General features: G+C 43.8%; 20 protein-coding genes. 13 read left to right on the top strand and 7 right to left on the bottom strand.

All coding sequences use genetic code 11. The features are described 5' to 3' along the window. The first annotated feature begins 58 nt into the window (after positions 1-58). From P2G54_RS01150 to P2G54_RS01110, 9 genes are all read left to right on the top strand, one after another. Positions 59-2,644: an SLBB domain-containing protein gene (locus P2G54_RS01150; RefSeq protein WP_275867371.1), complete on the top strand. Its 2,586-nt coding sequence runs from the start codon at positions 59-61 to the stop codon at positions 2,642-2,644. Continuing rightward, positions 2,644-3,711 (top strand): exopolysaccharide biosynthesis protein, encoded by a 1,068-nt coding sequence (locus P2G54_RS01145; protein ID WP_275867369.1) that lies wholly within the window; start codon positions 2,644-2,646, stop codon positions 3,709-3,711. Before P2G54_RS01150 ends, P2G54_RS01145 begins: the two co-directional genes overlap by 1 nt. Before the next feature lie 13 nt (positions 3,712-3,724). Further along, positions 3,725-5,014: an oligosaccharide flippase family protein gene (locus P2G54_RS01140; protein ID WP_275867368.1), complete on the top strand. Its 1,290-nt coding sequence runs from the start codon at positions 3,725-3,727 to the stop codon at positions 5,012-5,014. Then, on the top strand, positions 4,998-5,924 hold the full coding sequence (locus P2G54_RS01135) for a glycosyltransferase family 2 protein (protein WP_275867366.1): 927 nt from the start codon (positions 4,998-5,000) through the stop codon (positions 5,922-5,924). The genes P2G54_RS01140 and P2G54_RS01135 overlap by 17 nt, the downstream gene beginning before the upstream one ends. Beyond that, positions 5,912-7,303 carry an O-antigen ligase family protein gene (locus P2G54_RS01130; protein ID WP_275867365.1) on the top strand — a complete coding sequence of 464 codons (1,392 nt, stop codon included), beginning with the start codon at positions 5,912-5,914 and terminating at the stop codon, positions 7,301-7,303. Before P2G54_RS01135 ends, P2G54_RS01130 begins: the two co-directional genes overlap by 13 nt. Continuing rightward, entirely contained in the window at positions 7,290-8,414 is a 1,125-nt protein-coding gene (locus P2G54_RS01125) for a glycosyltransferase family 1 protein (RefSeq protein ID WP_275867363.1), read from the top strand. The genes P2G54_RS01130 and P2G54_RS01125 overlap by 14 nt, the downstream gene beginning before the upstream one ends. After that, positions 8,407-9,114: an acyltransferase gene (locus P2G54_RS01120; protein ID WP_275867361.1), complete on the top strand. Its 708-nt coding sequence runs from the start codon at positions 8,407-8,409 to the stop codon at positions 9,112-9,114. Before P2G54_RS01125 ends, P2G54_RS01120 begins: the two co-directional genes overlap by 8 nt. A gap of 249 nt (positions 9,115-9,363) precedes the next feature. Next, entirely contained in the window at positions 9,364-10,506 is a 1,143-nt protein-coding gene (locus tag P2G54_RS01115; RefSeq protein ID WP_275867360.1) for a glycosyltransferase, read from the top strand. A 71-nt stretch (positions 10,507-10,577) separates the two neighbouring features. Then, entirely contained in the window at positions 10,578-11,666 is a 1,089-nt protein-coding gene (locus tag P2G54_RS01110) for a glycosyltransferase (protein ID WP_275868429.1), read from the top strand. 39 nt (positions 11,667-11,705) lie between these two features. On the opposite strand, the gene recG is transcribed toward P2G54_RS01110, so the two are convergent. Next, on the bottom strand, positions 11,706-13,799 hold the full coding sequence (recG, locus tag P2G54_RS01105) for an ATP-dependent DNA helicase RecG (protein WP_275867358.1): 2,094 nt from the start codon (positions 13,797-13,799) through the stop codon (positions 11,706-11,708). A gap of 81 nt (positions 13,800-13,880) precedes the next feature. Then, positions 13,881-14,948, bottom strand: coding sequence for an aminoglycoside phosphotransferase family protein (locus P2G54_RS01100; protein WP_275867357.1), 1,068 nt, complete (start codon positions 14,946-14,948; stop codon positions 13,881-13,883). Positions 14,949-15,120: 172 nt separating this feature from the next. Here P2G54_RS01100 and P2G54_RS01095 point away from each other — a divergent pair, with 172 nt between their 5' ends. Continuing rightward, a complete protein-coding gene (locus tag P2G54_RS01095; RefSeq protein ID WP_275867355.1) occupies positions 15,121-16,896 on the top strand; it encodes a sodium:solute symporter family protein in 1,776 nt (591 codons plus the stop codon). Here P2G54_RS01095 and P2G54_RS01090 read toward each other — a convergent pair. Then, a complete protein-coding gene (locus P2G54_RS01090; RefSeq protein WP_275867353.1) occupies positions 16,893-17,468 on the bottom strand; it encodes a gliding motility lipoprotein GldD in 576 nt (191 codons plus the stop codon). The two genes, P2G54_RS01095 and P2G54_RS01090, sit on opposite strands and share 4 nt — an antisense overlap. A gap of 77 nt (positions 17,469-17,545) precedes the next feature. Between P2G54_RS01090 and P2G54_RS01085 the strand changes: the two genes are divergently transcribed. Continuing rightward, positions 17,546-18,076, top strand: a complete 531-nt coding sequence (locus P2G54_RS01085) for a DinB family protein (protein ID WP_275867351.1) — start codon at positions 17,546-17,548, stop codon at positions 18,074-18,076. A 36-nt stretch (positions 18,077-18,112) separates the two neighbouring features. On the opposite strand, the gene P2G54_RS01080 is transcribed toward P2G54_RS01085, so the two are convergent. Genes P2G54_RS01080 through P2G54_RS01065 form a run of 4 tightly spaced genes read right to left on the bottom strand, consistent with a single transcriptional unit; the run spans position 18,113 to position 21,955 of the window. Then, positions 18,113-18,721 (bottom strand): nitroreductase, encoded by a 609-nt coding sequence (locus tag P2G54_RS01080; RefSeq protein WP_275867349.1) that lies wholly within the window; start codon positions 18,719-18,721, stop codon positions 18,113-18,115. A 17-nt stretch (positions 18,722-18,738) separates the two neighbouring features. Next, entirely contained in the window at positions 18,739-20,091 is a 1,353-nt protein-coding gene (locus P2G54_RS01075) for an NAD(P)/FAD-dependent oxidoreductase (RefSeq protein WP_275867347.1), read from the bottom strand. 25 nt (positions 20,092-20,116) lie between these two features. After that, on the bottom strand, positions 20,117-21,403 hold the full coding sequence (gene kynU, locus P2G54_RS01070) for a kynureninase (RefSeq protein WP_275867345.1): 1,287 nt from the start codon (positions 21,401-21,403) through the stop codon (positions 20,117-20,119). Positions 21,404-21,442: 39 nt separating this feature from the next. After that, a complete protein-coding gene (locus P2G54_RS01065; protein ID WP_275867342.1) occupies positions 21,443-21,955 on the bottom strand; it encodes a 3-hydroxyanthranilate 3,4-dioxygenase in 513 nt (170 codons plus the stop codon). 123 nt (positions 21,956-22,078) lie between these two features. On the opposite strand from P2G54_RS01065, the gene P2G54_RS01060 reads away from it, so the two are divergent. Both P2G54_RS01060 and P2G54_RS01055 read left to right on the top strand, forming a co-directional pair. Then, positions 22,079-23,068 (top strand): membrane dipeptidase, encoded by a 990-nt coding sequence (locus P2G54_RS01060; protein ID WP_275867339.1) that lies wholly within the window; start codon positions 22,079-22,081, stop codon positions 23,066-23,068. Next, a complete protein-coding gene (locus P2G54_RS01055) occupies positions 23,068-23,676 on the top strand; it encodes a thiamine pyrophosphokinase (protein WP_275867337.1) in 609 nt (202 codons plus the stop codon). The genes P2G54_RS01060 and P2G54_RS01055 overlap by 1 nt, the downstream gene beginning before the upstream one ends.

Genomic DNA, 23,676 nt, shown 5'->3' with positions numbered 1-23,676 from the left:
TTGACGGACTTTTAATCCACATATTCGTTTGGTAATCACCCGAGATCACACCTAAAGCATGATTTTAAAGAAAAATTTCTGGTACTTTTTTGCTCTGCTTGCCTTTTTAATGGCTGCAATACCTCAGGCCCAAGCTCAACAAACTTTTGACATGTCTACCATCAAGGTAGATGATCTGAGCGATGATCAAATCGAGGAACTCATCAAGCGGGCCAACGAAGCAGGCTTGGGAATTTCGGACTTCCTGCAGATGGCCCAATTAAGAGGCATGCCTTCTGTGGAGGTTGAAAAACTCCAAATGAGGATCAACAGCATGTATTCCGGAGGTGGGGGTGCCAGCGGAAGAACTTCCTCTACTCGTGGTCTAAGAAACCAAGTTGACCTTAGTGAGATCCTTCAAGGTGTCTATGAACCCCAAGAGGAATTGGAGGAAGTTGAATCTGAGGAAGAAATCTTCGGAACCTCCCTTTTCTATCAAAAGAAAAGAAGACTGAGCTTTGAGCCCAGCCTAAACCAAGCCACTCCAAAAAGCTATATTTTGGGTCCTGGTGATGTGATCTTTGTGGATATCTACGGGCAGTCCGAAAAGTACTACGAAGCAACCGTTTCCCCTGACGGATTTGTTTTGCTGGACAATATCGGGCCAGTCTCAGTTTCGGGAAAAACCATTTCCGAAACCTCCGCAATACTTAAAAACAGGTTTTCCCAATATTACACCGGCATGACTGGTTCGAGTCCATCGACCTTCCTACAAGTGACCTTAGGTAATATACGGTCCATCAAGGTTCACATTTTAGGGGAAGTTAGGCTTCCGGGAACCTTTACGCTAAGTGCTTTTTCAACAGTATTCAATGCGCTTTACGCCGCCGGCGGACCCAATGAAAACGGAACCATGAGGGCCATAAGGCTGGTAAGAAACAACAAACCTATCGCGGAGATCGATGTTTATGATCTTTTGGTAAAAGGAACCGCAAATCTGGACATACAGCTTCAGGACCAAGATGTGATTTTGGTTCCTCCCTTTCTTTCCAGAGTCAAAATCAACGGTGAAATCAAAAGGGCAATGAACTTTGAAATCAAGGAGGAAGACACCTTTGCAGATTTATTGGAATATGCAGGGGGCTTTACAGATTTTGCCTTCAAAGACAGAATAGCCATATCCAGAATTACCGGCAATCAGCGTTCCGTTTCTGATGTATACCAAAACCAATTTGGTATGTTTATCCTCAAAGGGGGAGACTTGATCACTGTTGGGCGGATCTTGGACCGATATTCCAACCGGGTACAGATCAAAGGAGCCGTTTACCGAGAGGGAATCTATGCTTGGACAGAAGGGATGACGCTTTCCCAATTGGTAAAAAAAGCAGAAGGCCTTAGAGGGGATGCTTATCAGGAGAGAGCGAGTATTCTTCGAACCAAGGAGGATTTGAGTACGGAAATGCTGGAAGTAAACCTTAGGGATATCCTTTCGGGAACGGCAAAGGACACTCCACTCCAAAGGGACGATGTAGTACGAATTTCGGGAATTTACGATATCCAAAATGAGCGATATGTACAGATTTTGGGCGAGGTAAAAAGACCCGGCACCTATCCGTATTCCGAGTCCATGAAAATCGAGGAACTGATCATTCTTGCCGGAGGTCTACAGGAATCTGCCAACCCCAAGGATATAGAAATTGCCAGAAGATTGGACGATTCAGACCTCGGTACCCTGTCAGACATCATTACCACTCAGGTAAATATTGATTTGTCCATCAATTCCCAGTCACCGCCCCTGATGCCATTTGATCAGGTGATCGTAAGAAAACGAGCCAATTTCACCATGCAAAAGCTGGTATCGGTGGAAGGCCAGGTTAATTCACCGGGTATTTTTGCCATCCAAAGTACCGGAGAGCGAATCTCGGATCTGATCAAAAGAGCCGGAGGACTAAACCAGTTTGCCTACGCAAAAGGAGCCACACTAATTCGCAGGACCGAGTTTTTCAATACTGAATCAGAGCAGATCAGAAGGCAAAGAAATCTAGAGTCACTTCAGCAAATCCTGATTGACGACCCCAATGGTTCGGAAGCACAGGAAAGACTGCTTGAGCGATTGCTGAAGCAACTTCCCAAAGAACAAACAGTCAAAGACGATACGGTAGTCACCCAAGCCAAAAAAGAATCTCTGGATCAAATAGCCGAAGAAACTCCGGGCTTTGCCGTGAAAATCAAGGAATCGGAAGCAGTCGCCATTAACTTGGAAGAGATTTTGGCTAACCCAGGTTCGGAGAACGATCTTTTATTGGAAGAAGGGGATATCCTCTCTGTACCCAAGCTTCTCCAAACTGTGAGAATGAGGGGCGATGTGGTCTATCCTACTACACTCCGACACGAAAGTGGCAAAAGCCTCAAACACTATATCAACGGAGCCGGTGGTTTTGAGCGTAGAGCAAACCGAAAGCAAACCTATGTGGTCTATGCCAATGGTGCAGTCAAACGAACCAAGGGATTTTTGGGAATCAACAGTTTCCCTCCGGTTGAAGCCGGCGCTGAAGTAATTGTTCCTACCAAAGGAATCAAAGCTCCGATCCGATTCGGAGATATAGTCGGAGTCAGCACAGGGTTGGCCACCTTAGTCTTGGTACTTTCCCAAATCAACATGTAATGGCAGAAAGTAAACATTTTTCAAACGATCAGTTTACCCTCAAAGAAGTCCTTCACAACCTTTCTGAATGGCTTTCCTACTTCCTTTCCAAATGGAAAGTGCTGGCAATAGCAGGAGCAATAGGTTTGGTACTGGGAGCCTTGGTTTCGGTATTGAAGAAACCGGTTTTCCATGCTGAAACCTCTTTTGTATTGGAAGAAGGAGATCAGGGAGGTATGAACCAAATGGCCGGCCTTGCCTCTCTGGTGGGAGTTAACCTGGGCTCTTTGGGCAGTACCAGTGGGCTGTTTCAAGGAGACAATATCATGGAACTGTACCGCTCTGACCGCATGTTGGGAGAGACTCTCCTGAGTCCTTTCAATGACAGCCAATTGTTGATTGACCGGTTTGTGGAATTTGAAAAGCTGGACAGAAAATGGGCGTCAAAGGTTGACATCACCTCCATGGATTTTTCCCTTCCAAGAGAAAATTTTCCGGTAGCCCAAGATTCCGTTCTAAAAGAAGTATCTAAGCTTATCCGTGAAAATCAGCTAGGTGTTTCCAAGCCTGACCGGAAAATGAGCATTATTATGGTCAGCATTTCTTCAAAGGATGAAGCTTTTGCCAAGGTGTTCAATGAACGTTTGGTCGACAAGGTCAATTCTTTTTACCATGAGACCAAAACCAAGAAAACAGGAGAGAATCTTGCCATCCTTCAAAGTCAGGCAGATAGTGTACGGGCTATTTTGGATGAAAACCTGGCAGAATACGCCAGCGCAACGGATGCTGTTCCCTATGCCAACCCCTTGCTTTCATCCGCAACAGTAGATACCCGTAAAAAACAAATCGATGTACAGGCCAGTGGCTCGGTGTACCAGGAAATCGTCAAAAACCTGGAAATCGCTAGGGTAAACCATCGTAACAATTCCCCTCTGATCCAGATCATCGATTCCCCGAGGTATCCACTCAGGCGAACCGAAATCCGACTGGTCAAAGGAATGGTCTTGGGAGCTATTCTTATAGGTTTATTGACCTTCTTCTCCCTTTATTTTCAACGATTGTATCAAAAACATGTGCAGGAATCCTAAAGACTAAGCTGCCATGTTTGAAAAATTATCCATACTTCCCCTTAGTAGTTTTATCCGGAACAAGTCCATTCAGAACTTTCTGTTCCTTTCGGTTATTCAGTCATCCAATGTGCTGATTTCCATTATTACCATGCCTTTGCTGATTCAGGGAATAGGTTTGGATCAGTTTGGTCTGGTGAATCTTTCACTTTCGGTCATTGTGCTGATGAACATTCTGGTAGGCTTTGGCTATAACTTGAGTTCACCCAGGGAAGTTGCCCTCAACCAGAAAAACAAAAACGCCCTCTCCCATCTGGTTTCCAATGTTTTTTCCGCAAAGCTCCTTCTTGCCACATTAGGTAGCCTCCTGATATTTGTAGGTGTATTTGGGCTGGATCTTTTCAGTGAATACCAAATCATTTTGGTCTATTCCGTTCTCTTGCTTTTTTCGGAAGCTACGCTTCCTCTTTGGTTTTTTCAGGGAATGGAAAAAATGAAGTTGGTCTCCATCGCCAATATTTTTTCCAAGCTTCTTTACCTCATGGGGATAGTCTTGTTCATTCATTCCCCAGAGCAAAGCAAATGGGTGAATTTCATGCTGGGTTTTTTTGGCTTGGGGATCAATATATCCTTGCTTGTTTATATCCATTATTTTTTAGGTGTTACCTTTTATAGACCGGAATTCGGAGCCATCTGGAAAAGCATTCAGGACAATGTCCTCTTGTTTTTCAGCAATCTGGCAAGTCATATCTCCACCAATGGAGGCCTGATCATTTTGAGCTTTTTCACTATTCCGGAAACACTCGGGATGTATTCTTTGGCAGAGCGGGTAATTATCATTTTGAGGCTTTTCCCTTCACTGATCGTTCAGGCTGTCTTTCCCAACGCTTCCAAGCTTTTCAAAGAAAATGAAGAGCGTTTCTATTTCTTTCTCAAGCGGGTTTACATCCGGACCCTGATATTGGGGGCACTGATTACGGTTGGAACCTATTTTTGTGCCCCTTGGATAATCCGGGTTTTATCCAGGTCAAGCCTTCAGGAATCCGTACTTTATCTACAGATCCTCTCGGCAGTTCCCTTATTAGCCTGCCTCAATGTGGGAAATATTACCCTCATGCTTGTCGGTGATCTCAAAAACCTACTTTTCCGTGGTAGTCTATACATGTGCATATGTATGATCAGTATCGCTGCCTTGTTGACCTATTTCTATGGGCCTGTTGGTCTTTGTTATGCAATCATCTCCACGGAATTAATCGTATTTTTCATATGTCTGGTCTTATTGTACAGACACAAACGAAAGCTGATCCATGGATTTTACTTCTGAGGCATCGGTTGCTATCATTCTGGTCAACTGGAATGGGTATTCCTTTACAAAGGCCTGCCTGAAATCCCTTGACAAGGTAAAAAATCCGAATTTTCAAGTGATTTTGGTGGAAAATGCCTCCAAGAATCCCGAAGGACAGCAGTTGAAAAATGAGTTTCCCAAAATCCTGCTGATTGAAAACCAAGAAAATCTGGGGTTTTCCGGTGGCAATAATGTGGGCATTCGAAAGGCTTTGGAAATGGGCTTTTCCTATATTCTGCTTCTCAACAACGACACGGAGGTAGAGCCGGATTTTTTAGAATTAATGCTCCGGAAAATCAACGAAAATCCCAAAGTTGGAGCTGTTCAGCCTATGATCTGCTTTTTGGGGGAAAAGGAAAAAATATGGAGTGCCGGAGGAAAGTGGAACTCAATCTTGGGAAGCGCAAAAACTCTGGGAGACCGAAAAAGCATAAAGGATTATTCTCCTTCTTCTGATATTCTGGATTGGGCCACGGGCTGTTGCATTCTGGTAAGCCGACAGGCAATATTGGAGGCAGGGCTCCTAAACGAACAGTATTTTGCCTATTTCGAAGATGTGGACTGGTCATTACGCATCCGGGAAAAAGGCTTTTCCATTCTTTTAGCAGAAAAGGCAAAAATCTACCATGAGGCTGGTGCTTCTTCAAAGAAAAAAAATTCGGAAGGGACCTTGAGCCCACAGGTCTTTTATTGGCTCGTGCGGAATCAGTTTTTTCTGATCCGAAGACGAAAAAGCCTATTGGGACTCCCCCATCATCTGACTCGCTTTTGCCTTTGGATGCTCTACTTTTTTTTGAGAGGAAGAATCGGAAAATTGAGGTCCGTCGCCAAAGGAATCCGAGACGGAATTAGCCAAAACCTTCAAGCTGCTCCTGAATGTCCTCATTGATATTCATAGTGATTGCATTAGCCATTGGGGCTGCCCTACTTTGGGTCTTACAGGAAATGGTCTTCCGTGGAAAGTGGAGCTATTTCATTTACTTTTTGCTGGCTTATCTTCCAATTTATATCACCACACTTAGTATCGTTTATCAGGCTACTGAGTCAAGTCCTCTGCTTACCCTTTTCCAGCTTTTAAAAGACCTGATTGTCATCTTGGGGGTATTACTTTTCATCCTGTATCAAAAAGGTATTGCGGATTACCCTTTCAAACTCAACGCTGTGGACAAATCCTTTTTAGCTTTTTTATCTCTGGCTTTCTTGTTTTTGGTTCTTCCAATCGGTGATTCTGCCTTTTCCAACAAAGCCATCTATTTTAAAAATATGCTGATGCCCGGACTGGTTTATTTCCTGGGAAGAAATACCCGGTTTGAGGATGAGGAAATTGGGAGAATTTTCAAAATAATCTTTGTAGTCGCAATAGGGGCATTCTTGGTCAACTTGGTAGAAAACTACCTATTGGGAGCTCATTTGCAGCAATATACCGGCTATGCCTTGTACAATTCTGCCATCAATGATATTGAGCCTTCGGGGAATTTTGGGCTTTCCTGGACCTTTGAAACCCAAGCCATTACGAAACGATTGGCAAGCTTTTTTTCTGATCCACTGGAACTTGCCGCATCCGTTCTGATGGGCTTTGCCGCAGGATTGATCTGGCTTTTGACTTCCCGAAAGGAATTCAGCTGGCCTTATATTCTGATCATGGTTTTTTCCTTGGGCAGCTTGGTATTTTCCTCCTCAAGAGCAGCTTTTGGAGCCTTTTTTATCATGCTCTTTTTCCTAGCCTTGGTATTTAGACTCTATAAACTCCTAGCTTTTGGGTTTTTCATTTTGGTTGCCTTTGCCTTGTACATCTTATTCTTTGCTTCAGAAGATTTCTATTATTTTGTCCTCGACACCCTCACATTTGAAAACGCCTCCAGTGTTGGCCATTTGGTGGAATGGCTAGTTGCTCTAGACTCCATCATTGCCAATCCCTTGGGGGTGGGCCTAGCCATGAGCGGAAACCTGGGAAGCGTAAGTGATGAGTTGAGAATAGGAGGGGAAAATCAGTTTTTGATTTATGGAGTACAAATCGGCGTTCTTGGATTGGTACTATATATTTTACTTTTGTTCTTTGCCATTACCCGCACTTTAAAAGTCTTCCGAACTACCGAAAACTTGATGACTGCCCGGGTTGCTTTCACAGCAGCCTCCGTCAAAGTGGGGCTTTTACTTCCTCTTTTCACAGCAAATGCAGACTTGTATGTCTATGTTAGCTGGGTGTCTTGGTGGATGGTGGGTTATGCGATGAATGAATACTCCAAAACCAACGATGTCAAAGCCTAAAATTCTCATCGATGTTTTTTATCTGCATGTAGCCCAGACCGGGATCAAAACCTACATCCTTTCCCTTTGCCGGGAGGTGGAAAAAAATCCCGAAAGCGAGTTTGAATACATCATCAGCCCGGACTACCGAAAGGTGGAAAGGAGCCGTTTTTTCCGAGGCAAAACCTCCAAATGGAAAAACCTGCTTTTCCAATTCCTTTATTTGATTCGGAAACAATTGGTTCTCCCTTTTCTCAGCCATTATCATAAAACCTGTATCGTTTTCAGTCCGGATATACTCAGCTCATGGGTAGCCAGAGGCAAAAAGGTATCGGTAATCCACGACACCTTTTTTTGGGACAATCCGGAACATTACCAAGCGCTTTGGTTAAAGTATTACCTGTTCTTTCTCAATAAAGGATTGAAGAAAAACGGTGCGATCGTGACAATTACCAAACACTCCAAAAACCGATTGCAGGAAATGGGTCTATTTCAAAATGTCCCCATCCAAGTTGCCCATCCGGCTTCAGGTCTTCTGGCCTCCACAAAGACCAAGGAAGATCCTTTTCCCTTCCCCTATTTCCTACATGTGGGGGTTATGGAAAAAAGAAAAAACCTGGGAATGCTGATTGAGGCTTTTGCTCAATTGGTAAAAGCGCCTGAGTTTGCAGACCTAAAACTGGTACTGGTCGGACAAAGAGGGCCGAGGGAAACCTTGGATGATTTTGAAAACCTTCAGGAGCTGGTCAGAAAATATTCCCTTCAGGAAAAGGTGATATTCCCTGGATACCTTTCCGAAAATGAGCTTAAAAGGTATTTTTCGAATGCTCTGGCCTATGTCTTCCCCTCTAAAAATGAAGGTTTTGGACTTCCGATTCTGGAAGCTTTTTCCTTCGATCTTCCAGTGATCATTTCCAATCAAGGTGCCCTGAAAGAAGTGGCAGGTAATGCAGCACTGATACTCGAAGAAAACTCTGTATCTCGTCTTCTGGAAGCCATGCAAAAGCTGGCTTCTGATCCTGATCTGAGGGAAGATCTCATTCAGAAAGGCAGAAAGCGCCTGGAGGAATTTTCCACGAATAAGTTTTTCTTACATTTGGAGCGAGCTTTTAAGGAACTATTGAATGGCTAGTTTTTTCAGCAAAATAACCTATAAAATAACCGGACTTGATTTGAAGGACCGATTTGGAAAAGATTGGGACGGAATATCCACTTTGGGGCTGCTTTTGCGAATGGGCTTTTGGTTACTGAGGGGCTTGCTAGTAAGATGGCGCTTTAAAAGTACAAAAGGGCTGTTTCTTATTGGAAAAGGAGTTACCATACGACAAGCCCATTACATTCGCACAGGAAAAAATTTCATTGCCCAGGATCATTGTGAAATCAACGGTCTTTCCCAAAAGGGTCTTACGTTTGGGGATAAGGTAACAATTGGCAGCTATGCCATCATCCGGCCTACCAACCTGTATGGTGGAGAGGCAGGAGTTGGGCTAAAAGTTGGGGACAACAGCAGCATTGGTCCCTATAGCTACATTGGTTGTTCCGGATATATAGAAATCGGCAACAACGTGATGATGTCCCCCAGGGTCAGTATTTATTCAGAAAATCATAATTTTGGGAATCCGGAAAGGCCCATGATCGAACAGGGAGTCACCCGTTCTTTTGTCAAGATAGAAGATGACTGTTGGATCGCTGCTAATTCAATCATTTTGGCAGGGGTTACCATAGGAAAAGGTTCCATAGTGGCAGCAGGGGCGGTAGTAACCAAAGATGTTCCTCCATTTAGCATAGTAGCCGGAAACCCTGCCCAGGTTATCAAAAGCCGAAAACCTTAACGTAGAGAAATCAAGGCCTGAAAAAGGCAAAGCAAAACTCATAAAATAGGAATAAAACTCCCTTCATTTTATAATTCACCGAATAGTAAAACAGTGATTTTTCCAAATAGATCCGCCCTTCCTCGGGAGTTCCCGCCAAATAATTTCAAATTTACTTCATGAAGTCGAGCATGATATAGGAGACACACACTGGGATGATTGTATACCATGCGAGATTCCATATAGCCTACAAGGAAAAAATATAATTGTATGAAAGAAAGGAAGGTTTTAGTCATATACGGTTCCGCGGATTTATATGGAGCCAGCAAAAACCTGATCCGTTCCTTGGAGGGGTTTAGGCGACTGGGCTGGAAATCCATTACCGTTTTGCCTCATGATGGCCCTTTGGTGGAGATCATGAAAAACATGGGCTTTGAGGTGGTATTGATGGAGCATGGAGTTCTCAGAAGACAAAACCTCAATCCTATTGGGCTTTTGACTCTTTTTGGACAGGTATTTTCCTCTTTCTTCAAGTTATCGGTCCTAATCAAACAGGAAAAAATCACCCTGATCTACACCAATTCCAATGCGAATATTATCGGGGGTTTGCTGAAACTGAGACATGGAATTCCGCATATCTGGCATATCCATGAAATCATCGAACGTCCAAAATGGTTTAAATCCCTATTGGAAACCTATATCAAACTCACGGAAGACAGAGTCATCTGCGTTTCGGAAGCGGTGATCAAAAACTTTTCAAGAATCAAAGCTGAGAAACTGAAATTGCTTTACAACGGAATAGATACCCAACCTTATGCAAAAGCTGACTATGACCTGAAATCAGAAATCGGGATTCCAGAAAATAAGCTGTTGATCGGGATGGTGGCCAGAGTCAATTTATGGAAGGGCCAGTTCTATTTTCTGGAAATTGCAGCCCTGTTAAAAAAGAAATATCCTAACCTCCACTTTGTGATGGCGGGAGATGCTTTTCCCGGCTATGAGTACCTTTATGATGAGGTTAGTTCCCTTACCCAAAAACTAGGTTTGGAGGACTGCGTGACTAATCTGGGATTCAGATTAGATGTCCCTGAAATCCTGAGCGGCTTGGATATTTTTGTAGTACCAAGCATTTTGCCTGACCCTTTACCTACCACGGTTTTGGAGGGCATGGCTGCAGCAAAACCGGTCATAGCTACCCGTCATGGTGGAGCAACTGAAATGGTAATCGATGGGGAAACAGGATTCCTGATTCCTTGGGACAATCCTCAAGAGGCTGTTGTGGCTTTTGAAAAACTGATTGAATCCGCTGAGTTGAGGGAAAAGATGGGGAAAGCCGGTCGGCAAAGAGTAAATGAATATTTCAACCAGGAGAAATATCTGGAAAACTTCGGAAAACTGGTTTCGGAAGTATAAGAGGATCAAAATAATTCTCAAAAACCCTTAGAGACGTGTCAAAAAACCCAAAGGCATTGAAAATCGCGATCATGGGCGCAAAAGGTTATCCCTACGTGTATGGGGGATATGATACCATGATCAAAGAACTTGGAGAACGCTTGGTCGCAAAAGGGGTAAAGGTCCGGGTATATAACCACAGGTCATTATTCAAAGACCGCCCTCGCTTTGTCAATGGGATAGAATGCATCTACACTCCTGCCATAGAATCCAAAAGCCTCACCCAGTTGACCCACACCTTTTTCTCAATGATCCATGCTTGCTTCTCGGATGTGGATGTGATTTTTGTGGTGAATTCCGGAAACGGGCCCTTCGGCTTGATCCCCAAATTATTTGGTAAGCCCACGGCTATCAATGTAGACGGACTGGAGTGGCTGAGACCCAAATGGAAAGGAATGGGGGCAAAGTATTTCAAATGGGCTTCCAAGATGGCGACCAAATTCTACGATCAAATCATCAATGATTCGGACGAAATGCGGAGAGTCTACCTGGATCTATTTGACAAAGACTCCAAGGTTATTGCCTATGGAGCCAATCCCAGGGAGTCTGTTGATTCCCAACCCATTCAAAAGTGGAACTTGGAAAGCCGGGGTTATTATCTAATTGTTGGGAGGTTGGTTCCGGACAATAATGCGGACTTAATCATTGAAGGATTTTTGAAATCAGACTCCAAAAGAAAATTGGTGGTGGTCGGGGATGTTCCCTTTCAGGATGAGTGGGCCAACCGGCTCAAAAACATGAAGGACGAACGGCTGTTGTTTACCGGATACGTCACGGATCCCAATGAATTGGCATCCCTGTATTCCCATTGCTATGCCTATTTCCATGGACACGAATATGGAGGCACCAATCCAGCCATGCTGAAAGCCTTGGGTTATGGATGTGCGATACTGGCACTGAATACCCCATTCAATCAGGAAATGCTCCAAAACGGCAAGCATGGATGGTATTTTGAGAAGAACGCGGAAGCTGTAAAAGACTTGGTAGAAAAATCAGAAAGAGAACCGGAACAATTGGAATCCCTGAGAGCTAATGCAAGAGCGGGACTTACCAAAAAATACAACTGGGATTATGTCACGGATCAATATCTGGAAGTATTTCAGGATTTGGCAAAGAAATAAGAAAAATCCATTTCCCTTAACTTTTCAGCCCTAGAATGCTTAGGAAATCCTGCTCCAATTGACTGCGGATTTCTTCTGCAGCTTAACCTGTCTCAATACCGGGGCATTTTCGGGCAAGCTCAAATCCGGATCCTGTGCCAATAACTGCTGAGCAGCATCCCTGGCCAAAGTCAGGATAGGAGCATCTTTACTCAAATCCGCAATCAACAAATCGGTCACCCCGCTCTGCTGGGTACCCATCAAATCACCGGGACCTCTTAACCTCAGGTCCACGTCCGCAATTTCAAATCCGTCATTGGTGCGCACCATCGTTTCCAGTCTGACTCTGGAGTCTTTTGACAACTCATATTTGCTCATCAGAATACAATAACTCTGCTCCGCTCCACGCCCGACTCTTCCCCGCAACTGATGCAATTGGGAAAGCCCAAATCGCTCTGCATTTTCAATCACCATTACTGAAGCGTTCGGGACATTCACCCCCACTTCAATTACCGTGGTAGCCACCATGATCTTGGTTTCCCCTTTTACGAAGCGCTGCATCTCATAGTCTTTCGCATCCGCTTTCATGGAGCCATGGACTATACTTAGCGGATATTGGGGAAAAGCCCTGGCAATACTTTCATATCCATCCATCAGGCTTTTCAAATCCATGGTTTCCGAATCCTCAATCAAGGGATAAACGATATAAACCTGCCTTCCTTTTTTGATTTCCTGGTTGATAAAGCCAAACACTTTCAACCGGTCCTTGTCATAGCGGTGAACCGTCTGAATGGGCTTTCGGCCTGCCGGCAACTCATCAATAACCGAAACGTCCAAGTCTCCATATAAAGTCATCGCAAGGGTTCTTGGGATAGGGGTAGCCGTCATCACCAATACATGGGGAAGGAAATCTTCGTTTTTTGCCCAAAGTTTAGCACGCTGAGCCACCCCAAAACGGTGTTGCTCATCCACAATCGACAGCCCTAGGTTCTGGAACTGAACCACATCTTCCAACAAAGCATGGGTTCCGATCAGGATTTTCAAGTCCCCACTTAGAAGCTCCTCGTGGATGATTTTCCGCTGGGCTTTTTTCGTAGAGCCTGTCAAAAGGGCAATTTTCAAACCCATACTATCCGCAAACTCCTTCAGTCCTTCGTAATGTTGATTGGCCAAAATTTCTGTAGGAGCCATCAAACAAGCCTGTGCACCAGAACCTATTGCGATCAAGGTACAGATAAATGCCACCATGGTCTTTCCGCTCCCCACATCACCTTGGATCAATCGGTTCATTTGCTTCCCTGATTTCAAATCATGGTAGGCTTCCCTGATTACCCGTTTTTGTGCATTGGTCAGCTCAAAGGGAATATGATTTTGATAGAAATCCGTCAACAGTTCCGTATTAGCCAAAACCTGGCCCCGGAATTTTTCAGTCCTGGCCACTTTCATCTTGAGCAGGCGTAACTGAAGGTAAAAGAACTCCTCAAATTTCAATCTCTTCCGGGCTCTGTGAAGCAGATCCGGTTGGGTTGGAAAATGGATTTGCCTGATGGCCTCCTTTTTCCCGATTAACTGGTATTGATGTAGAATTTCTCCCGGCAAGGTCTCCTGTATCTGTGGGTAGCAAACCTGCACCAGCTGCTCCATAATTTTGGAAATTCCCCGGGAATCAAGGAATCGGGCTCGAAGCTTTTCTGTGGTGGAATATACAGGTTGGAAATTATTCCGCTTTTCAGAGGCTTGACTCAATGGCTCCATCTCCGGATGGGCTATACTCCACCTTCTTCCAAACAGAGCCGGCTTTCCAAAAAATATATAAGTAGCCCCGGGAGGGAGTTTTTTCTGTACCCACTGAATGCCCTTGAACCAGGTCATTTCCATTTCCCCAGTTTCATCGGCAACATGGGCCACCAGTCTTCGCTTTCCACCAGCACCGATCAGCTCTACCTTCATGATCTTCGCAATAATCTGCACGTTTTCGAGATCGGCAGAAAGTTCTCGAATCTTGAAAAACCGGGTTCTGTCTTCGTAGCGGAATGGATAATGCTGCAGTAATTCCCCGTAGGTAAAAATATTCAGTTCCTTATTGATCAAGGCTGCGCGCTGAGGGCCCATCCCTTTCAGGAACTCTATTTTCGTATCAAAAAAACCGGACAAATGGATTAGGGTTTATGGCTCAGGCAAAATAATCCCATAGGTATCAATTGACAATAAAATTCAGGATAATGTTTGAATCCATTAGACAACCCGAGTCAGGGAATGTAAGATTTCCCCCAATTCAGTCCGCTTGGATTGCTGGTCTTTGAGAAAAATCATTTGGTTCTTGGCTCGGTGAAAGTTCTGCTCCGGATAGGCCACACGGTAATACACATTTCCCTCTATATGATCTGTAAAAAACCGAAGGCCCATAATACAGGTCATGATCTCTCCGGCAAGCAGGAGGGAATTGATTTCCTCAGGAGTCGCCATGGATTTAATACCCTTCCAATATCCTTTCAGCAAGGCCTCAAAAACGGGAACCTGAAGTCGTATCTGATCCCACTGAGTAGAAGTCTCGGGAAGAGAACAGGCAACGGTCCTGACCAAATCCCCAAAATCGTACATCAGATATCCCGGCATCAGGGTATCAAGATCAATGACCGCCTCCACCTTTGTCAAATCCCCGGAAAAAATCAGGTTATTGATTTTGGTGTCATTGTGGGTCAAGCGTGAGGGGATTTTTTCAATTAAAGAAATGTAGGCCTTGATCAGAGGCTTTTGGCCGATGTAAAACTGCAGAATCTCTTCCTCTTCAGCACTTTGACCGCTTTTCTGTGCAGCTACCTCCACAAGGCGGTCATAACGCAGATCCAAGCGGTGGAAATTGGGAATGCTTTCCTGAAAATTTTCAATAGAAACATTTTTTGCCCAATCGGCAAAGACCCCATAGGCCTCCGCAGCCAAAAAAGCCTGCTCTATTTTTGAAATCTGTTGAATAGTCTGCCCTTTTACAAACTCAAACAACCTATATAGTTTTCCTTCTACCTCCAGCAGATTGTCGCCTTCCATAGTTTCCATTGGAAGAGGAAGGGAAAAAGGGAGGGGATGTGACAAAATGTATTTGCTGAGCAAGCCAAGGTTATTGGAAATCCGATCCGGAAATTTGAAAACAGAGTTATTAAATCCCTGCAATACCCAATCCTGATTTCCGTCTGAAACCAAAAAAGTCTGATGAATCAGGCCTTCACCCAGAGGGCTGATCTGCAAAGAATCTGCAGGTCCCAACTTATATTTTTCAGAAATCGCTTGAATCAGATTTTGTTTCATTTTGCGAAACTAGCTATTGTCCACAATTTTTGGATTGCTCCGAATGCCTCCTTTTCACTTTCATCACAAAGAAACGAGGCTATTTTGGTTGTTTTTATATTTTATTAAAAAAGTTAAAAAACATTTAAGTAAATTTTTTGTTAATTGTCCGCAATAATTAAACCCAACATCCATGAATGTAACCGCCATCGATTGGGCCATCATCGGAGCCTTTTTCGTGATTTCCTTATTAATAGGTCTATTTACCTCCAAAAAAGCAGGTAGTTCAGCCAAAGAGTTTTTCCTATCCGGAAGAAATATGCCCTGGTGGCTCCTGGGTGTATCCATGGTAGCAACCACTTTCTCGGCAGATACTCCAAACTTGGTGACGGACATCGTCAGAAAAAACGGTGTGGCTGGTAACTGGGCCTGGTGGGCATTTTTGCTGACAGGTATGCTTACCGTTTTCGTGTACGCCAAACTTTGGAGAAGATCTGAAGTGACCACCGACCTGGAATTTTACGAGCTTCGCTATTCCGGTAAGGGAGCAGCTTTTCTAAGAGCTTTCCGGGCACTCTATTTAGGTGTTTTCTTCAATGTGGTCATCATGGCGACTGTTTCCCTTGCTGCCATCAAAATTGGAGGGGTGATGTTGGGTTTGAGCCCTATCCAAACTTTGCTAATGGCTTCCGTAGTTACTGTGATCTATAGTTCCTTGGGAGGTCTTAAAGGAGTATTGTTGACGGACTTTTTCCAGTTTTTCATTGCCATGATCGGCTCTTTTGGAGCTGCTTATTTCATTCTTGATTTGCCTGAAATCGGTTCATTGAACAATCTTTTGGCCCATGAAAATGTAGCCAACAAATTGGATTTCGTTCCTGATTTCACCGATCCAAATGTCTATATCCCATTGTTTATTCTCCCTATCGCTATACAGTGGTGGGCGACATGGTACCCCGGTGCTGAGCCAGGAGGTGGTGGATACATTGCCCAGAGAATGCTCTCAGCCAAAGATGAAAAAAATGCAGTTGGAGCTACCTTGTTTTTCAATATTGCACACTACGCCATGCGTCCTTGGCCATGGATTCTGATTGCGCTTTCTTCGCTGGTCATCTTCCCGAATATTTCTGACATGCAGGCAGCCTTCCCGAATATCCCTGCCGATAAACTTGGGGATGATTTGGCTTATTCTGCCATGCTTACTTATCTGCCAACAGGTCTGATCGGAATTGTCTTGGCCTCCCTGATTGCAGCGGTCATGTCTACCCTTTCCACCCACCTCAATTGGGGCTCTTCCTACATCGTAAATGATTTCTATCTGAGGTTTGTCAAGCCAGAGGCTTCTGATAAGGAATTGGTAGCTGTGGGAAGAATTTCTACAGTAGGCCTGATGGTTCTTTCAGCATTCCTAGCTTTGGCACTTTCTTCTGCGTTGGATGCCTTTAATATATTGCTCCAGATCGGAGCAGGTACCGGTTTGATTTTTATTTTAAGATGGTTTTGGTGGAGAATTAATGCCTTTACCGAAATTTCGGCAATGGCCATATCCTTTGTGGTTGCCATATTCTTTGAGGTTATCAATCCAAAAGTCAACTGGATTCTGATCCCAGAAAACCAAGCTTACCTTAAGTTGATTTACAGTGTAACTATCACCACCATAGGTTGGCTTCTGGTTACTTTCCTAACCCAACCCGAAAAGGATGAAGTATTATTGAGCTTTTACAGAAAAGTCCATCCTGCAGCATTCGGTTGGAAAAAAGTTCTGGACCGATATCCTGCCGAAAAACAAACTGTAGGACAGCTTCCAAAAGAAATCGGACTGATGTTGGTCGGATCTATTATGGTCTATGCTGCACTATTTGCTACCGGATTCTGGATTTACGGAAATGCTACAGGCGGAAGTATTGCCTCGATTGTCGCCATAATCGGGGGCGTAATCATCTACAAATCCTGGAAAAAACTTAATTAATTCTGAAACTTAACGGAGTTCATCAGGTGGGCCATGTCCACCTTGATGTACTCTATGACCGGAGCCAAAGAATCATTTTTCATCGCAGTGTTGAAATACAGAGCTCCTCTGAGAAAGTGATGGACTGAGTCGGTCACAAAAAACTGAAACTGGGTTGGAACCTCCCCGCTAAGTTCCGCCACCACACCCGTATAACCGTTTGGAGTGACCAAAACAGATTCCTGAATTCCATATGCTTTGATCTGATGCTTTGCCGTGAGTTTGAAGGCATCCGTTGACAGGGATTTGAAATCCGAATTTTTCTCATCGATGGCCTTATAGGTCAAATGAACTTTTGCCCCAAAATCCTTATAGTTTAGGTTAATCCAGGATTTCTCCTGAAGGTTAAAAGAATCCGGTTCTACCATGCTATATTCCGAATAAGCCAATTCATAGGGATAATCTCCATTCAGGATCTGAAAGGAATGTTCCGGTAAATCTATTCGGTTATATCCGGGAGGTTTGGGGAGGTAGTTGGTGTCACAGGCAAGAAGGCCGAAACCCATAAGCGCAAGAAAAAATCGTTTTCTCATGGTTCAAAATTACTTCATCAATTTGATTTCAGGTGGGAATAATTGAAATTTAACGAACTAACCAAGGCAAAACGCATATGAATAAGATCAAAAACAAGTTAAGAATCAGCTTTTTAGCAGGATTGCTTATGCTGATTTTTTCAGGACTATCGGCTCAAACCACCATGGATGAGTTTTTGACCAAATGGAACAACGGCAAGCAATTTACGATCGACGTGCTCAACAAGATGCCAGATTCCGGCATGGATTACAAAACCGACCCATCTGCCATGTCTTTCAAGGAGCAAATCCATCACATTGCTTCTTCCATGGTTGGAATTTCCCAGGGGTTCCTTTTGGGGGCAGAACCTGGATTTTCTATTGATTTAAAAACAGCTACTCGGGAAGAGTTGGCGGATTATGTGGCAAAAAGCTATGACTACGCTACCGCGACTATGAAAGCCCTATCTCCAGAGCAAGCCGGAGTTGTACAAAATGTCTTTGGCTTCGAGGTATCTAGAAGACAGGTTATGGCTTTGCTAATGGACCATAGCACACACCACAGAGGTGCTGCCATTGCCTATTTGCGGGCCAATGGAGTTGAACCTCCTGCTTTTGTGGGATTCTAAATAAAATAGGCCGGTTAAACCGGCCTATTTCATTATTTATTCTCTTATCCATCCGACTTTGTCGGCAATTGGTTCACGTTTTCCAACTGGCCATGTATCTGTGGCCGGCTTTGCCACGTAGAAAAAGCCCATCAACATATCCTCTCCTTCAAGACCAAAATCCTCTCTTGCTTCCGGCCAGAAAGTTGGTCCACCTGTTCCCCAATAAGCCGCCAGACCATGAGCAGAAGCTGTCAGATACATGTTCTGAACTGCCATGGAAACAGCTGCGATTTCTTCCATCACAGGGATACCGGAACCTTCGGTACGCTTCATTAGGATCGCAATTACATGAGAAGCCTTCAATGGATTTTCCTTAAACCTCTGATAAGCTGCCTCTGCAAAAGGAGTTCCGTTTTTCTCGGCTCTTTGCTTGTATAGCTCAGCCTGATAATCCGCAAATTTCTTTAAGCCATCACCCGTATACACGATAAATCTCCAAGGCTGGGTTAATTTATGGGTTGGCGCCCAATTGGCATTTTCCAGCATTTCCTCGATGATGGAATCGTCCACTGGATCGTTTTCCTTAAACTGGGCGACAAACATGGATCGACGACCCCGAATGATTTTGTTTACTTCCTCAATGTTAAAATCAGGCTTTTGCATAGAATAAGAAATATGATTTATACTGCTTTCGCAGTTTCCATTTTATTAATAATGTCTTCGTAGTCCAATTTATTCCAGTTTTCAGTAATCAGCGGGTCGGCCATCACTTTGTCCATCATCGCTTCTTGAAGCTTACCTTGAGCATAGGCCTCAGCATATCCCATATCCGAAAAGGTCACCATTGAATATAAAGGAATCCAGTCGTTGGGGTACAACTCATAGAGTTTGGCCTCAATCTTTTTGCGAAGCAAAAACTTAGGATCAGCAACCGAGTCACGCATTTCGATGAAATTTTCCATCGCCAACTGGCAAATAGCATCTGTATCCGGCTTTCTTTTCTTCTGGAATTTTTCAAAAACCAAATCCCAGGAGTTATGCCCGTATTTATCAATCAACGCATTCAGGATATTACAATCCTCAAATCCGCAGTTCATACCCTGTCCATAAAATGGTACCATAGCGTGGGAAGCATCTCCCAAAAGAAGACTCTGTCCCTGTACCCATGGATAGCATTCGATGTTGATCAGTGCCGCTGTTGGGTTTTTGAAATACTCAGTCTTCAAATCCGGCATCAACTGGTAAGCATCGTCAAAGTAATTTTTGAATACACTTTCCAAATCTCCTTCATCATTGATCTTCTCAAAGCAGACCTTAGATCCCTCAAATGGTAAAAAGAGAGTACAGGTGAAGGATTTATCAGGGTTTGGAAGTGCAATCAGCATGAATTTTCCCCGTGGCCAGATATGTAGCGCATTGGGGTCCATGGCAAACTCCCCATCAGCAGTTGCAGGAATAGTCAGTTCCTTATACCCATGGGAAATGTATTCCTGCTTATAGTTGAACCGGATTTGCTTTTGCATCGCCATTCTGAGAGAAGAGTAGGCCCCATCCGCTCCGATGATCACCGGTGCAATTTTTTTCAAAGTTCCTTCCGGGGTTTCAAAAGTGATTTCCTGATTTTGGAAATCCACATCCAGAGCTTTGTGCTCAAAACTCAATTTAGCTCCCAGCCTCTCCGCCTCTTCGGCAAGCATCTGATTAAACTTCCCTCTAGAAATCGAATAAATGGCCTCCCCCTCTTTTCCGTAAGGGATAAAATTGGTTCCTCCATGTTCATCGTGAACCTTTCGTCCATACATAGGAATAGCCAAAGGCAATACTTTGTCTTTCAAACCAACCTGCTCCAGACTTTTCCAACCTCTGTGGCTCAGCGCCATGTTAATAGATCGCCCACCCTCGTAATAGGGAGTCTTTCTTTTATCGGGACGTTTGTCGTAAATGGATACTTCAAGACCCTGGCGCTTGAGATATATAGCCATCAGCGAACCTATCAATCCGGCTCCCAAGATGGTGATTTCATTGTTTTTCATTTGGATTGGTTTATCCACGCTTTATTTAAGCGAATTTTTTGAGGGATTGTTCCAAAATCTTGCCGAATCGAAACACATCCAAATAACTGTTGTACAAGGGAGTAGGTGCCAGACGAATAACATTTGGGTTTCTCCAATCCCCCACTACACCATGACTATACCATTCATCGAAGACCTCCTTGCCTCCCCGATGGATGTGCAAAGATAGCTGACAGCCTCTTTCTTCTGGATTTTCAGGGGTAATAATTTCCAAAACCCCTGATTTTCCGCTGATTTCACGAATTAAATATTCCAGATAAGCCGTCAGCTTTTCACTTTTTGCCCTTAGGTTTTTCATTCCCGCTCTCTGAAAAATATCTAGGGAAGCCTGATGGGCAGCCAAACCCAATACATCCGAATTGGCCAATTGCCAACCGTCTGCCCCATACATGGGTATGAAGCCCTTTTCCATCAGGAAGCGTTGTCCTTCATCATGACCCCACCAGCCTGCAAAACGAGGCAGATCAGGTCGTTCGGCATACTTTTCATGCACAAAGATGCCCGAAATATTACCCGGTCCGGAATTCAAATACTTATAGCTGCACCAAGTGGCAAAATCCACTCCCCAATCATGAAGACTCAAAGGGGCATTTCCCACCGCATGAGCCAGGTCAAATCCAGCCATAGCCCCTACTTCATGTGCCGCCTCTGTGATGGATTTCATGTCAAAAAGCTGACCCGTATAGTATTGAAGTCCTGCCATATTCACCATCGCAAGACAATCGCCCTGTTTCTTTATTTCCGCCAAAATATCCTCCGTACGTAGGATATGCTCTCCTGGTCTAGGCTTCAATTCTACGATAACTTCCTCAGGATTTAACCCATGAAATTTAACCTGAGTTTCCAACATATACTGATCAGAAGGAAAGGCTCCTGCTTCCACAATGATTTTGAACCTTTGGGGAGTGGGCCTGTAGAAAGAAACCATCAGCAGGTGCAAATTCACACTCAGATTGTTCATCGCAACTACCTCGTGCTCATGGGCACCGACAATTTCTGCCAATGCCGGTTTGGATTTTTTACGGGCATAATACCAGGCATCTTCTCCATGAAAATGACCATCAACGGCTAGGTCTGCCCAGTTTTCCAATTCTTTGTTTAAGTATTCACGGACAGACTTGGGCTGAAGACCCAGTGAGTTTCCGCAGAAATAAAGTGCTTCCTGCCCGTCTACTTTTGGAAAAAGGAATTCGTTTCGAAAATGTGCTAAGGAGTCCTTTGCATCCATTTCCATTGCAAAAGCCTCTGAAAATTCAAATTTGTATGGGTTCATTTCCGCTTTTCTAATCTAAAAACCGTTTATCTAATGCGGTTATTTCTCCATTACGGTACCGCAGTTTTTGCAAGTTGTATGTTCTGGATTGTTCCAAAACCGATCCATGATAGGCGGAAGTTGGTTGACTATATCCGTCAGTTCCACATATTCCTCGTATAGAAGGTGACCGCAGTTTTCACAATGCCAGATAAATCCGTCTTTTTCCCCTGGTCTTCTGTAGCGCTCCACTACCAAGCCAACAGTGTTGGCAGGACGCCTTGGGGAGTGCGGTACTTTGGGGGGTAAAAGGAAAATCTCACCCTCTCGGATAGGAATATCTTTTGGGACTCCTTCATCGATAACTTTCAACACAATATCCCCTTCCAATTGATAGAAAAACTCTTCCCCTTCCTCGTAATGGTAATCTTTTCTTGAATTCGGTCCACCTACAACCATGATAATAAAATCATCATTCCCTTTGAAAACCTGTTGGTTGCCCACTGGTGGTTTGAGCAGGTGACGGTTATCATCAATCCATTTTTTGAAATTGAAAGGAGGGGTCAGTGCCATAGTGGTGAAAATTTTCGGGTGAAAATTATTTTTTAAACAATCCTGTATTTAGCAGGAATCCGGCCTAAAAGTATTAAAAAACAAGGGCATTTTTGGTTTACTTTGCTTAAAAAGCCCCCTATCATGTCATTTCCTGTTTTCGATCTACACTGTGACCTTCTTTCCTACCTTTCAACAATTCCGGAAGCAAACCTCTTTGACAAAAAAGAGATTCCATGCGCCATCCCTTATCTTCAGGAAGGACATGTGAAAACCCAAATTTGTGCCATATATACCAATGTCGATCCAAACTCCATGACTCAGGCTGCCATTCAAGCCCAGATTTTTTCGGAACTCCCCAAAAAACACTCCGAGTTTCTTCAAGGCCCAGAGTCTGCCATTTCCCCTGATCAAATAAATGAAAACAGAATTTCGATTTTAGCCGCTATAGAAAATGCCGCAGGCCTTGGAAATGAAACTGCAACATGGCCAGAAATCTACCAACAATTTGATCTGATCTTGGAAAAAGTGGGAACACTCGCCTATATCAGCTTGACACATCATACCGAAAACAGATTTGGAGGAGGAAATTATACAGAAGGAATTGGTCTGAAAGAGGATGGAAAAAAGCTACTCAACCATATGGATGGAAAAAGAATCCCCATAGATCTTTCCCATACTTCGGACTTGCTGGCAGAAGGGATCCTCAATCATATAGATCAGCATAATTTGGATATTCCCGTAATCGCCAGTCATTCCAACTACCGCTCCATTTGGAATCACAAAAGAAACCTCTCGGATGAATTTGCAAAGGAAATCATCAGAAGAGAGGGGATAATCGGAGTTAATTTCCTAAGAGCCTTTTTGGACAATGAAGTTCCGGAAAGACTATTCGAGCATATTTTGCACGGATTTGAAATTGGTGGGGAAAATAGCCAGTGCTTTGGCGCTGATTTCTTCTATACCAAGGATTTTCCGGATAAAAGCCGGCATCCATTTTATTTTCCACTGGCAGAAAACGCAGGAAAATATCCTTCCCTATTGGACCAACTAAAAGGCCATCTTACTGAAACGCAACTCAGGAAACTCTCTTTTGAAAACGCTGCTTCTTTTTACCAAAAACTTCTGAACTGATGTCTTCCCACCATTTTGTAAAAGAGCAACAGGAACCCGCAGTCCTATTTCTGGACACTTCTCAAATGAGCTTTGATCAAGTATCCCCCTTATTGGAATGGGTTCCCACAGTTTTGGTTTGGGAAAGCTGCTTGGAACAAGTCCTGAGTTGGGGAATCAAAATCGATGTGATCCTGGCCACAGAACAATTCCAAAAGGAGAATCTGAATTTATTAGAGGAGCAATATCCTGTTCGATTTTACACCTCTACACCGAAGAATATGCTAAAGGATTCCTTACTTTATTTGAGGACAACCCAACACCAAGCGGCACATTTAGTGGGATTTCCACATTACAGAGCACTTGAATTGAAAGAATTTTCAGAAGGTATGGACTTGACTATTCTGAAAGGGGACTGGAAATATTATCCCGTTTCAGGTTCCTTCAAAAAATGGTTTCCTGAATCCACTCTGGAGATTTTTGCAAGGGAAGGACTTCCTGTGGAAATCAGCAACGAAAACGGAACGCTCATTCTTCCCATTACATATATCACCCAAATCGAAGTACCTGAGGGAATCACCGAATTTAAATCCCCGGAGGAAATTTGGATAGGAGAAAAGACGAGCTAA

The sequence above is a fragment of the Algoriphagus sp. CAU 1675 genome (assembly GCF_029222925.1).
Lineage (GTDB): Bacteria > Bacteroidota > Bacteroidia > Cytophagales > Cyclobacteriaceae > Algoriphagus.
The sequence above is the reverse complement of the archived record's forward strand: the minus strand, read 5'-3'. Positions and strand labels throughout refer to the sequence as shown.